Genomic DNA, 12975 nt, shown 5'->3' with positions numbered 1-12975 from the left:
TCGGATTCTACCGGTGACGCCTCACCCACCACTTGCGCGTCTCTTCCGCCACCCCCAACAAGAGGGCGAAAGGAAGGGCAAACAGCCACACTGCGGCAGAGAGCGGCGCGGTGCCGAACAACCGGTTGCCCAGCGGGGTATAGACGATCGCCAGCAACAATGCTGCCTCGACGGCTAGGGCGGTGAGCAACAGGCGGTTTTCGCGCAGCGGAAAATGCCAGGCCGGCAGGATGGGATGGCGACAGACGAAGACGTTCATCATCTGGGCCAGCACGATGCCGGCGAGACAAGCCGTGGTCGCCTGCAGATAAAGCGGATCGTTGCCTGGTGGCATCGCGCCGTAATACCAGCCGCCCTGCCCCATCACATAGAAGAAGGCGGCCATTGCCGCACAGGCCTCCAGCGGGCCCAGAAAGAGATAGGCCCGCGCCAGCAGCGGCCAGGAAAGCAGGCGCTCCGTGCGGGGTTTGGGTGGGCGGCGCATCACGTCGCGGTGGGGTTTTTCCGCCCCCAGGGCCAGTGCTGGCAGGATGTCGGTGCCCAGATCGACGGCGAGGATCTGGATCACCGTGAGGGGCAACGGGATGCGCAACAGCACGAAGGCCAGATAGGGGACGATCTCCGGAATGTTCGAGGTCAGGATGTAGGTGAGGAACTTACGGATGTTTTCATACACCGCGCGGCCTTCCTCGATCGCATTGACGATGGTCGCGAAGTGGTCATCGAGCAAGACGATGTCGGCGGCCTCACGGGCCACGTCGGTGCCGGAAAGCCCCATCGCGATGCCGATGTCCGCGGTTCTCAGCGCGGGTGCGTCATTGACGCCGTCCCCGGTTACGGCCACGATCTCCCCCTTGGCGCGCAAGGCTTCGACGATACGCATTTTCTGCTCGGGGGTGACACGGGCGAACACGAGCTCCTCGTGATCGAGGGCATGGGACAGAGCAGTCGCATCCATTTGCTGCAAGGCTTCGCCGGTCACTACCGACGGTGTGGCGCTGCGTACGATGTGCACCTCGCGCGCCAGCGCCAACGCGGTATGCGGATGATCGCCGGTGATCATGATCACCCGCACGCCCGCTTCGTGACAACGCTTCACTGCCGCCTGGACATCGGGACGGGGCGGGTCTTCAAGCCCGACCAGGCCACATAGTTCGAGCCCCTGCTCCACGGCCGCCTCGCCCGGCGCCAGCCGCCGCCAGGCGAGCGCCAGGACGCGCAGGCCGCGATCGGCCATGGCTTCCTGAGCTCTGCGGAAGGCTTCCAGTGCGGCGGCATCGAGCGGCCGGCTTTGTCCGCCATCGCGCCAGCTCGAACACAAGGGCAAGACTGCTTCCGGCGCGCCCTTGCACCAAAGCCAGCCTTCTCCCGAGTCGTCGCGCATTTCCACCGACATGCGCCGCCGCTCGGTATCGAAAGGTAGCTCGCCGACACGCCGTCCCGCTTCCGGTATGGCGCCGGCGAATTCCCACAGCGCGATTTCCATCGGGTCGCCATGAGGCTCGCCACGCGGAAATTTGAGGCTGTGGCAATGACGCGCCACCGCCCGCAGGCAACCAAGGTCATGTTCCGCGCTGGCGCGCCCTGCCAGACGATGACGGCCGTCGACGAACAACTCGCGCACCGCCATGCGATTTTGGGTCAAGGTCCCGGTCTTGTCGGTGAGGATCACGGTAGCGCTGCCAAGGGTCTCGACGGCCGGCAGATGCCGCACCAACGCATTGCGCCGCGCCATGCGCTGCGTCGCCATGGCGAGCGCCAGGGTTACCGTGGGCAGCAGTCCTTCGGGCACGTTGGCGACGATGATGCCGATGGCGAACATGAAGCTCGCCCACAGCGACAGACCCACATAGCCGCCGATGACGAAGAAAATCGCGCCGAGCGCCAAGGCCAGCAGCGCGACGAAGCGGGAAACGCGGCGAATCTCCCGTTGCAGCGGCGACACGGTTTCACCGGCCGTCTGGGTCAGATGAGCAATCTGACCGAATGCCGTATTCATACCCGTCGCATAGACGAGGGCCGCGCATTCACCTGCGACGACCAGCGTCCCGGCCAGCAGCAGACAGCGCGCCTGGCGGGGATCGTCGACCCAGTCGGGTTCTGCGCTGCGTGCTTTGGGCAGGGGTTCGCCGGTCAAGGTGGCGAGATTGACGCGTAGCCCCCAGCTTTCGATGATGCGGCAATCTGCCGGCACTTTGGCGCCTTCGGCGAGCAGGATGACATCCCCCGGCACCAGCGCTTCGGCAGGCACGACTTCCACACCGGCTGGGCGCCGGACCTCGACTCGCAGCGGCAGCAGCCGGCGCAGAGCGGCCAAAGCCTGTTCCGCGCGGTAAGTCTGCCAAAACGAGAAGCCACCATTGAGAAGGATCACGCCGATGATGGCATAGCCGAGCTCGGCCATCCCCTCTCCCGGCTGATAGCGTTCCGCGACGAAGGCGAGCCCTGCGGCCAGCCAGAGCACGATGGCAAAGAAATGGCTGAACTCGCGCAACAGGCCGAGCCAGCGTGGCTCACGCGTTACCGCCTCGATGCGGTTGGAGCCAAATTTTCCGAGACGTGCCCTGGCTTCGCCGGCCTCGAGCCCCTGCGAGCTGCTGCCGAGCGCCGCGAGCGCCTCGGCTACCGTCCGGCAAGCCAGTTCCGGACCGGAAAGCCTCTCGGGAGAGGTGTCTCGCCCAGTGGCCGCCGTTACCCGATCCACTTCCGCGCGTTGCGGAACATCGTCAGCCACGGCGAATCCTCACCCAGCCCCGCCGGATGCCAGCTCATCTGCACGCTGCGGAAGATGCGTTCCGGATGCGGCATCATGATCGTGAAGCGGCCATCGGCGGTCGTCACCCCCGTGATGCCATCGGGCGAGCCGTTCGGGTTGAAGGGATAGCGCTGCGTCGGCTGGCCACGGTGATCGACGTAGCGTAGCGCGATCGGCGGGCGCTCGTCACTGTTAAACACCGCCCGCCCCTCGCCGTGGGAGACCACCACCGGCAGGCGGGATCCGGCCATGCCGGCAAAGAAGATCGACGGCGAGGCGGGAATCTCGACCATCACGAAGCGCGCCTCGAAGCGCTCGGAGCGGTTGTGCTGGAAGGTCGGCCAGGCTTGTGCACCGGGGATGATCGGTGCGAGATGGGCCATCATCTGGCAGCCATTGCACACGCCCAGCGCGAAGGTGTCGGGGCGGGCGAAGAACGCGGCGAATTCGTCTCTCAATTCGGGGTGGAAGAGGATCGATTTCGCCCAGCCCTGCCCTGCCCCCAGGACATCGCCGTAGGAGAATCCGCCGCAGGCCGCCAACCCTTTGAAGTCTTTGAGATGCACGCGGCCGCTCATCAGGTCGGACATATGCACATCGACGCAATCAAAACCGGCCCGGTCGAAGGCGGCCGCCATCTCGACCTCGCCATTGACGCCCTGCTCGCGCAGGATGGCGATCCTCGGCCGCTGGCCGCCGATCGCGAACGGCGCGGCGGGATCGAAGCTCAGGTGCATGCTCAGGCCCGGGTCGCTTGCATCGAGCAGCGCATCGAACTCCTCCTGCGCACAGTCCGGGTCATCGCGCAAGGCGGCGATCCGGTAACTCGTCTCGCTCCAGGCGCGCTGCAGCTCGATGCGCGGCAGCGCCAGCACCGCTTTGGCGTTGCGCCAGAGGCGAATCTCGTCGGCATCATTCAATGTGCCGATGATGTGACTGCAGGCGCCGAGGCCATGATCACGCAAGGTCTGCATCACGGCCGTGCGCTCAGCGCGGCGGATCTGGATCACCGCGCCGAGTTCCTCGTTGAATAGTGCGGCGAGCAGGCGATCCTGCATCCGACCATCGATCCATTGCGGCGCACGTTCGATACCATCGACATCGTTCATCAGCGGGTCGTAGCACAGGGTATCGAGGTTGACCGAAATGCCCAGATGCGAGGCAAAGCTCATCTCGCAAAGCGTGGCGAACAGCCCGCCGTCGGCGCGGTCGTGATAGGCGAGGATCTTCGGCCGCAGCGTCTGGATCGCGGCGAAAAAGCGCTTCAGCAACTCCGCATCGACATCCGGCGGCTCATCGCCGCTCATTTTCCCTTGGCCATACACCTGCGCGAGCGCCGAGCCGCCCAGACGGTTTTTGCCCTGCCCCAGATCGATCAAGATCAGCTCGGTTTCTCCGCCTGCGTCCGATTGCAATTGTGGCGTAAGCGTCTCGCGCACATCCAAGCAAGGCGCGAAGGCGGTGACGATCAGGGAAAGCGGCGCAACGACGGACTTCTTGACACCGTTTTCCTGCCATTGGGTGCGCATCGACAGCGAATCCTTGCCGACCGGGATGGAGATGCCGAGCGCAGGGCAGAATTCAAGGCCAACGGCCTTCACGGTATCGAACAACGCCGCATCCTCGTTGCCGTGGCCGGCGGCCGCCATCCAGTTCGCGGAGAGCTTCACCTGGCCGAGATCGGCCACTTTTGCCGCGGCGAGATTGGTGAGCGCCTCGCCGATCGCCATGCGGCCCGAAGCCGGCGCGGAAAGCAGCGCCACGGGCGTTCGCTCGCCCATCGCGAAGCACTCGCCCAAATAGGTATCGAAACCCATCGCCGTCACCGCGACATCGGCGACCGGCACTTGCCACGGGCCGACGAACTGGTCGCGACAGGTCAAACCGCCGACCGTGCGATCGCCGATGGTGATCAGAAAACTTTTCGATGCCACTGCCGGCAGGCGTAGCACACGCATGGCTGCCTCCTGCAGATCGATCGCATCGAGATCGAGCGGCGGCATCGCCACCGGCTTGTGTGCCGCCTTGCGGTGCATGCGTGGCGGCTTGCCCAACAGCACTTCCATCGGCATATCGACCGGCCGATTGCCGAAATGCGCATCCTCGACGACGAGTTGACGCGCTTCGGTCGCTTCGCCGATCACGGCGAAAGGGCAGCGCTCGCGTGCACAGATCGCCGCGAATTCGGCGAGACGTTCGGGAGCGACGGCGAGCACATAACGCTCCTGCGCCTCGTTGCACCAGATCTCGCGCGGGCTCATGCCCGGCTCTTCGGTCGGCACCTTGCGCAGATCGAACCAGGCGCCGCGCCCGGCATCGTTGGCGAGTTCCGGCATCGCGTTCGAGAGGCCACCCGCGCCGACATCGTGGATGGCAAGAATCGGATTCGCCTCGCCCATCTGCCAACAGCGGTCGATCACCTCCTGGGCGCGGCGCTGCATCTCCGGGTTGCCGCGCTGCACCGAGGCGAAATCGAGATCTGCCGTGTTCGCGCCGGTGGCCATCGACGAGGCCGCGCCGCCGCCGAGACCAATCAGCATGCCCGGGCCGCCCAGCTGGATCAGCTTCGTGCCGGGCGGAAATTTCTCCTTGAAACAGTGACGGGCGGAAATGTTGCCCACACCGCCGGCGATCATGATCGGCTTGTGGTAGCCGCGCACCTCGCCGTCGAATGCCTGCTCGAAGGTGCGGAAATAGCCCGCCAGATTCGGCCGGCCGAATTCGTTGTTGAAGGCCGCCGCGCCGAGCGGCCCCTCGATCATGATGTCGAGCGCCGAGGCGATGCGCTCGGGTTTGCCGTAATTTGATTCCCACGGCTGCTGAAAGCCCGGAATCTTGAGGTCGGACACCGAGAAGCCGCACAAACCCGCCTTGGGCTTGGCGCCGCGGCCGGTCGCCCCCTCGTCGCGGATCTCGCCGCCGGAGCCGGTGGCCGCGCCGGGGAACGGCGAGATCGCGGTCGGGTGGTTGTGGGTCTCGACCTTGGCGAGGATGTGGGTGGTGTCCTCGAGGTAGGCATACGTGCCGTCTACCTGCGGGTAGAAGCGCCGGATCCGCGCGCCTTCGATCACCGCGGCGTTGTCGGCGTAGGCGACGATGGTGCCCGCGGGATGGGCTTTGTGCGTCTCGCGGATCATCTGGAAGAGCGACATCGGCTGTGGCTCGCCATCGACCTCCCACGAGGCATTGAAGATCTTGTGGCGGCAATGCTCGGAATTCGCCTGCGCGAACATCATCAGCTCGACGTCGGTTGGATTGCGCCCGAGCTTCGTGAAATTGTCGATCAGGTAGTCGATTTCGTCATCCGACAGTGCCAGCCCCAGCTCGCCGTTGGCCCGGACCAGCGCGGCGCGGCCCCCGGCAAGGATGTCCACGCTCGTCAGCGGTTGCGGTGCGACGTGGTGGAAAAGCTGTTCGGCGGCCGCGAGCGAATCGAGCACCGACTCGGTCATCCGGTCGTGGAGCCGTGCGATGTGCCGTTCCGCCAGCGCCGAGTTTGGCAAGGTGTAGGCAATGCCGCGCTCGATGCGTTTGACCGCTGCGAAGCCGCAGTTTTTGGCGATGTCGGTGGCTTTCGACGACCACGGCGTGATCGTGCCGAGCCTGGGGGTGACGAGCAGCATTCGCCCTTGCGGCTGCGGCGGCAATACCGCAGGAATGCCCAGCAGATTTTTCAGGCGCTCCTCATCCTCGGCTGACAGCGCGCCGTCGAGTTCGACGAAATACCAATGCTCGGCGGCAAGTGGGGTATCAAGCGTCTTTTGCAGGCGGGCGAGATGGGAGGGAGAAAAAGCGGCGGCGCCGCGCAGCTTGAGGATTCGTGGCATGGCTCGGGAAAAAGAATAAGGTGAGGAGCGTCGCAGGCCTGGGCTCGATGCAGGATGGAATTATACTTGTTGCCCTCTTCATGACTTGGAGGGATCATTATGAGTTTGATCCTCACCTCGCTGGCCTTTGCTCACATGGCCGCCATTCCAGCGAAATACACCTGCCAGGGCGCCGATGTTTCCCCGCCGCTCACCTGGTCAGGGGTTCCTGCCGGCACGAAAACCCTGGCCTTGATCGTCGATGATCCCGATGCCCCCGATCCGGCCGCGCCGAAGATGACTTGGGTGCATTGGGTGCTCTACAACATTCCACCCACGACCGAGGGCCTGCCCGAAGCGGTCAAGACCCTGCCGGCTGGCACGCGCGAAGGTCTCAACGACTGGCAGCGCACCGGCTATGGCGGCCCCTGTCCGCCGATCGGCCGCCATCGTTATTTCCACAAGCTCTACGCGCTCGATGTCGTGTTGCCCGACCTGAAGCACCCGACCAAGACGCAACTGGAAAAGGCGATGGCTGGCCATATCCTCGGCGAAGCGCAACTCATTGGCACCTATCAAAAGCATCCGTGATTTCACTTGATCCCCGCAAAGGAAGTCCCTCATGAACATCGGTTTCATCGGCCTGGGTCTCATGGGACGTCCCATGGCCCTGCATCTCGCCAACGCCGGCCACACGCTGCACTTGTGGGCACGCCGGCCTGCCTCGCTCGAACCCTTCAAGGACGTCGCGGCGAAAGTCCATGTTTCGGCAGCCGAGGTGGCGCGCCATGCCGATGTCGTCTTCACGATGGTGGCCGACGCCCCCGACGTTCGCGAGGTCGTCCTGGGTGAAAACGGTGTCGCCTCTGGCGCGCGTCCCGGACTGATCGTCGTCGATATGAGCACCATCAACCCGAATGCCGCGCGCGAGATCGGCGCGGCGCTGGCGGACAAAGGCATCGAATTCCTCGATGCGCCGGTCTCCGGTGGTGAAATCGGCGCCATCAACGCCACACTGACCATCATGGTCGGCGGCAGACCCGAGGTGTTCGCGAAGGTCAAACCGCTGTTCGAGAAGCTCGGCAAGTCGGTGACGCTGATCGGGGAGATCGGCGCTGGGCAGGTCGCCAAGGCCTGCAACCAGATCCTGACCGGCGTCGGCGTGATGGCGGTGGCCGAAGCCTTCAATTTCGCGGCGAAGAACGGTGTCGACGTCGCCAAGGTGCGCGAGGCACTGCTGGGAGGCTTCGCCTACTCGCGCATCCTCGAAAACCATGGCCAGCGCATGATCGAGCGCAACTTCAAGCCGGGCTTCAAGGCCTGGATGCACCAGAAAGATCTGCGCATCGTCATGGAAGAAGCGCATCGCCTCGGGTTGATGCTGCCCGCCGCGGCTGCAACGACGCAGCTCTTCAACGCCATCGTCGGCAGTGGCATGGGCGAGGAAGACTCGATCGCGGCATTGAAGCTGCTCGAAAAGCTGAGCTCCCCCGCCTGACGGGGGAATTTAAAAATCGCCGCTCGACCCTACCTGCGGGATGGCATGCGATTTCCAATACGCGAGGTTTTCTGATGTCCCAACACGCAATCGATGTCTCCATTGCCGATTTCGACGACAAAGTGCTCGCCGCCTCGCGGCGCGTGCCGGTGATCGTCGACTTCTGGGCGCCGTGGTGTCAGCCCTGCCGCATTCTCAAGCCGATCCTCGAAAAGCTCGCGGCGGAATATTCCGGCAAGTTCATCCTCGCCAAGATCAATTCCGACGAAAACCAGGCACTCGCGATGCGCTATGGGGTGCGCGGTATCCCTGCAGTCAAGGCCTTCGTCGGTGGCGAACTGGTCGATGAATTCACCGGCGCCCTGCCCGAAGCACAAATTCGGGAGTTCCTCGACCGGCTGATCCCCTCGCCCGCCGAGCCGCTGCGCCGCGAGGCTCTGTCACTCGCCGCTGCCGGCAACCTCGTCGCAGCACGCCAGAAGATGGCCGAGGCGATCGATCTCGATCCGAGGAATGACACCGCCTACCTCGACTTCATCCAGCTCAGTCTCGATCTCGGCACGCCGGAAGCCTTGTCCGAGGCAAGCGAACTGTTGGCCGCCGTCGCCGACCGGGTGCGCGACCAGGATCGGGCAGCGGCGTTGAAAGCACGTATCGAAATGGCCCAGACGGCGAGCGGCGTCGATCTCGCTGCATTGGCGACTCGCCTCGAACGCGATGCCAACGATCACGAGGCGCGCCTGCAACTGGCCAATGCGCTGGCGCTGCGGCAGGACTACCGTGGCGCGCTGGAACACCTCCTCGAAATCGTGCGCCGCGATCGCAAATGGAACGACGAAGCCGGCCGCAAGGGCATGCTCAAGCTGTTCACGTTGCTGTCGGCGCAGCCGCAATATGACGACTTGGTGCGCGAGTTCCGCATCGCGCTGGCCCGCACCCTGAACTGAGTGCACAAAACAGAAAGCCCGGCAGAGCCGGGCTTTTTGATTGGTGGGTGCTGACGGGTTCGAACCGCCGACATTCGCCTTGTAAGGGCGACGCTCTACCAACTGAGCTAAGCACCCGGAAGAACGTCGCCGTATTTTATCAGTGCTTGATCAGCCCGGCGGCGTCGGCTTTCACCTCGGCAGGTGGCAATGCAGCCGGTGTTTCGGCGGTGGCTTCCGGCAAGGGCTGCGGCATGCGCTCCAGCGCCAGCTCGAACACCTTGTCGATCCAGCGTACCGGCACGATCTCGATGCGGTTCTTGATCGTATCGGGAATCTCGGTGAGATCCTTGACGTTCTCCTCGGGGATCAGCACCGTGCGGATGCCGCCGCGTACCGCGGCGAGCAGCTTCTCCTTGAGGCCGCCGATCGGCAGCACTTCGCCGCGCAGCGTGATCTCACCGGTCATCGCCACATCGGCACGCACCGGGATGCCGGTCAGCACCGAGACCATCGCGGTGCACATGGCGATACCCGCTGATGGGCCATCCTTTGGCGTGGCGCCTTCGGGCAGGTGGATGTGGATGTCGTTCTTCTGATAGAAGTCCTCGGGGATGCCCAGCGAGCGGGCGCGCTTGCGCACCACGGTGAGCGCCGCCTGGACCGACTCCTGCATCACTTCGCCGAGCTTGCCGGTCGTCACCGTCTTGCCCTTGCCGGGCACGGCGACGGCTTCGACGGTGAGCAGCTCACCTCCCACCTCCGTCCAGGCGAGGCCTGTGACCTGGCCGACCTGGTTTTCCTTTTCCGCCACGCCGAAGGTGTAACGCCGCACGCCGAGATATTTCTCGAGGTTCTTGCTGTTGACGATGACCTTGTGCTTGCGCGGTTTCAGCACCAGCGATTTGACGACCTTGCGGCAGATCTTCGAGATTTCGCGCTCCAGCGCGCGCACCCCGGCCTCGCGCGTGTAGTAACGCACGATGTCGCGGATCGCATCTTCGGTGACGGTCAGCTCATCGCGTTTCAGGCCGTTGGTCTTCATCTGCTTGGGCAGCAGATAGCGCTCGGCGATGTTGACCTTCTCGTCCTCGGTGTAGCCGGACAGGCGGATCACCTCCATGCGGTCGAGCAGCGGCGCCGGAATGTTGAGCGTGTTGGCCGTCGCGACGAACATCACGTCGGAGAGATCGAAATCGACCTCGATGTAGTGGTCCTGGAAGGTGTGGTTCTGCTCGGGGTCGAGAACTTCCAAGAGCGCCGACGACGGATCACCGCGGAAATCCATGCCCAGCTTGTCGACTTCGTCGAGCAGGAACAGCGGATTCTTGACACCGACCTTGGCCATGTTCTGCAGGATCTTGCCAGGCATCGAGCCGATGTAGGTACGCCGGTGACCGCGAATCTCGGCCTCGTCGCGCACGCCACCCAGCGCCATGCGCACGAACTTGCGATTGGTCGCCTTGGCGATCGACTGACCGAGCGAAGTCTTGCCCACGCCGGGAGGCCCGACGAGGCAGAGGATCGGCGCCTTGAGCTTGTCTACGCGCTGCTGCACGGCAAGATATTCGACGATGCGTTCCTTGACCTTTTCGAGCCCGTAGTGGTCCTTGTCGAGGATCTTCTGCGCCGCGGCGAGATCTTTCGAGACGCGCGACTTCTTCTTCCACGGCAGGCTGATCAGCGCGTCGAGATAGTTGCGCACCACGGTGGCCTCGGCGGACATCGGCGACATCAGCTTGAGCTTCTTGAGCTCGGACTGCGCCTTGGCCAGCGCCTCCTTGCTCATGCCGGCGGCCTTGATCTTCTTCTCCAGTTCTTCGAGATCGGCGCCCTCTTCGCCTTCGCCGAGCTCCTTCTGGATCGCCTTGACCTGTTCGTTCAGGTAGTACTCGCGCTGACTCTTTTCCATCTGGCGCTTGACGCGGCCGCGGATGCGCTTTTCGACCTGGAGGATGTCGAGTTCGGTTTCGAGCTGACTGAGCAGTTTGTCGAGCCGTTCGTCGATGTTGAACAGCTCGAGGATGCCCTGCTTGAGCTCGAGCTTCATCGGCAGATGGGCGGCGATGGTGTCGGCCAGGCGGCCGGCTTCCTCGATCCCCGAAAGGGAAGTGAGGATTTCCGGCGGAATCTTCTTGTTCAGCTTCACATACTGGTCGAACTGCGCCAGGATCGTGCGCCGCATCGCTTCGATTTCATGGCTGCTGCGCTCCGGGATCACGACCGGTTCGACTTCCGCGATGAACAGGCCATTCTTGTCCTCGACGCGGCGGATGCGCGCACGTTGCGTGCCCTCGACCAGCACCTTGACGGTACCGTCGGGCAGCTTGAGCATTTGCAGGATGTTCGAGATGCAGCCGACGTCATAGAGGTCAGCCGGATCCGGTTCGTCCTTGGCAGCCGATTTCTGGGCGACGAGCAGGATGCTCTTGCCGGTTTCCATCGCCACCTCGAGCGCCTTGATCGATTTCGGGCGGCCGACGAAGAGCGGGATGACCATGTGGGGAAACACCACCACGTCGCGCAATGGCAGAAGTGGCAGGATGTTGGCCGTGCTTTGCTGGGTAAGTTCGAGATCGTCTGACATGGACGCATCCTCTCATTGTGTAGTTGCAGTTCCCCGCACATGGGGACATGGGCAAGAGATTCAAGCCGCCGTCCGGATCGAGGCGGACGACGGCAGGATAGCGCAAATAGCGCCGGCTTTCAGTTGGCCCCGGAAACCTTCGGCTGATCGGCGTAGATCAATAACGGCTTGGCGCCCGCTTCGATCGTATTCTCGTCGATCACGACCTTTTCGACACCGCTCATGCCCGGGAGTTCGAACATCGTGTCGAGCAACACGTTTTCCATGATCGAACGCAAGCCCCGCGCGCCGGTCTTGCGCTTGATCGCCTTTCTGGCGATCGCCTGCAAGGCGCTGGGGCGCACCTCGAGCTCGACGCCCTCCATCGCGAAGAGCTTCTGGTATTGCTTGATCAGCGCGTTCTTTGGTTCGATGAGGATGCGCATCAATGCTTCCTCGTCGAGCTCGGTGAGATTGGCGACCACCGGCAGGCGGCCGATCAGCTCGGGAATCAGGCCATATCTGACCAGATCGTCCGGCTCGACCTGGGAGAGGATCTCGCTGACACTGGCGCTGGTCTTGCTCTTGACCGGCGCGGCAAAACCGATGCCGGATTTCTCGGAACGTTCCTGGATGATCTTGTCGAGGCCATCGAAGGCGCCGCCGCAGATGAACAGGATGTTCGAGGTATCGACTTGGATGAAATCCTGATTCGGGTGCTTGCGCCCGCCTTGCGGCGGCACCGAGGCGACCGTGCCCTCGATCAGCTTCAGGAGGGCCTGCTGCACGCCTTCACCGGAGACGTCGCGTGTAATCGAACGGTTCTCGCTACGGCGCGAGATCTTGTCGATCTCGTCGAGATAGACGATGCCCTGTTGCGCCTTGGCCGGGTCGTGATCGCAGGTCTGCAGCAGTTTGGCGATGATGTTTTCGACATCCTCGCCGACATAGCCGGCTTCGGTCAGCGTGGTCGCATCGGCGATCACGAAGGGGACGTTCAAGAGCCGCGCCAGGGTTTGCGCCAGCAGCGTCTTGCCCGAGCCGGTCGGCCCGATCAGCAGGATGTTGCTCTTGGCGAGCTCGACGTCCTCCTTGCCCCGTCGCGGCTTGCCCTCGCTGCGCAGCCGCTTGTAATGGTTATAAACGGCGACGGCAAGGATCTTTTTTGCCCGCTCCTGGCCGATCACGTACTGGTCGAGCACCGCGCGAATCTCGGCCGGGGTCGGCAGATCACTGGTCGGTTTCGTGCTTTCGGCCTCGCCGCTGTCGTCGCGGATGATGTCGTTGCACAGATCGATGCATTCGTCGCAAATGAACACCGAAGGACCGGCGATCAACTTCTTGACCTCGTGCTGGCTCTTGCCGCAGAACGAGCAATAAAGCAGTTTTTCAGTCGTCTCTTTTTTTCCCGCCATCATCAGTTC

At 63.6% G+C, this 12975-nt stretch carries 7 protein-coding genes and 1 tRNA gene; 3 read left to right on the top strand and 5 right to left on the bottom strand.

Annotated elements, in window-relative coordinates; all coding sequences use genetic code 11:
- Positions 1-7 precede the first annotated feature (7 nt).
- Complete coding sequence (locus M52SOB_RS06325; protein WP_284155231.1) at positions 8-2734, bottom strand: cation-translocating P-type ATPase; 2727 nt, start codon at positions 2732-2734, stop codon at positions 8-10.
- Positions 2692-6582, bottom strand: a complete 3891-nt coding sequence (gene purL / locus M52SOB_RS06320; protein WP_131111082.1) for a phosphoribosylformylglycinamidine synthase — start codon at positions 6580-6582, stop codon at positions 2692-2694. The genes M52SOB_RS06325 and purL overlap by 43 nt, the downstream gene beginning before the upstream one ends.
- A 99-nt stretch (positions 6583-6681) precedes the next feature.
- Between purL and M52SOB_RS06315 the strand changes: the two genes are divergently transcribed.
- The 3 genes from M52SOB_RS06315 (at position 6682) to M52SOB_RS06305 (ending at position 9006) form a co-directional block, all read left to right on the top strand.
- Positions 6682-7152 carry a YbhB/YbcL family Raf kinase inhibitor-like protein gene (locus tag M52SOB_RS06315; protein WP_131111081.1) on the top strand — a complete coding sequence of 157 codons (471 nt, stop codon included), beginning with the start codon at positions 6682-6684 and terminating at the stop codon, positions 7150-7152.
- Positions 7153-7183: 31 nt separating this feature from the next.
- Complete coding sequence (locus M52SOB_RS06310) at positions 7184-8059, top strand: NAD(P)-dependent oxidoreductase (RefSeq protein ID WP_131111080.1); 876 nt, start codon at positions 7184-7186, stop codon at positions 8057-8059.
- A 74-nt stretch (positions 8060-8133) separates the two neighbouring features.
- Positions 8134-9006: a tetratricopeptide repeat protein gene (locus tag M52SOB_RS06305; protein WP_131111079.1), complete on the top strand. Its 873-nt coding sequence runs from the start codon at positions 8134-8136 to the stop codon at positions 9004-9006.
- 41 nt (positions 9007-9047) lie between these two features.
- Here M52SOB_RS06305 and M52SOB_RS06300 read toward each other — a convergent pair.
- The 3 genes from M52SOB_RS06300 to clpX form a co-directional block, all read right to left on the bottom strand.
- Positions 9048-9123, bottom strand: a tRNA-Val gene (locus tag M52SOB_RS06300).
- A gap of 22 nt (positions 9124-9145) precedes the next feature.
- A complete protein-coding gene (gene lon / locus M52SOB_RS06295) occupies positions 9146-11572 on the bottom strand; it encodes an endopeptidase La (protein WP_131111078.1) in 2427 nt (808 codons plus the stop codon).
- A 119-nt stretch (positions 11573-11691) separates the two neighbouring features.
- Positions 11692-12966 (bottom strand): ATP-dependent Clp protease ATP-binding subunit ClpX, encoded by a 1275-nt coding sequence (gene clpX, locus M52SOB_RS06290; protein ID WP_131112457.1) that lies wholly within the window; start codon positions 12964-12966, stop codon positions 11692-11694.
- Positions 12967-12975: the final 9 nt, after the last annotated feature.

Origin of the sequence: Sulfuricystis thermophila (assembly GCF_004323595.1) — a bacterium.
Taxonomy (GTDB): Bacteria; Pseudomonadota; Gammaproteobacteria; order Burkholderiales; family Rhodocyclaceae; genus Sulfuricystis; species Sulfuricystis thermophila.
The sequence above is the reverse complement of the archived record's forward strand: the minus strand, read 5'-3'. Positions and strand labels throughout refer to the sequence as shown.

What these genes read in the sequence shown, in the direction of transcription:
- M52SOB_RS06315 (WP_131111081.1), top strand. Translation starts at nt 6,682, where the DNA reads ATGAGTTTGATCCTCACCTCGCTGGCCTTTGCTCACATGGCCGCCATT.
- clpX (WP_131112457.1), bottom strand. Translation starts at nt 12,966, where the DNA reads ATGGCGGGAAAAAAAGAGACGACTGAAAAACTGCTTTATTGCTCGTTC.
- lon (WP_131111078.1), bottom strand. Translation starts at nt 11,572, where the DNA reads ATGTCAGACGATCTCGAACTTACCCAGCAAAGCACGGCCAACATCCTG.
- M52SOB_RS06305 (WP_131111079.1), top strand. Translation starts at nt 8,134, where the DNA reads ATGTCCCAACACGCAATCGATGTCTCCATTGCCGATTTCGACGACAAA.
- purL (WP_131111082.1), bottom strand. Translation starts at nt 6,582, where the DNA reads ATGCCACGAATCCTCAAGCTGCGCGGCGCCGCCGCTTTTTCTCCCTCC.
- M52SOB_RS06310 (WP_131111080.1), top strand. Translation starts at nt 7,184, where the DNA reads ATGAACATCGGTTTCATCGGCCTGGGTCTCATGGGACGTCCCATGGCC.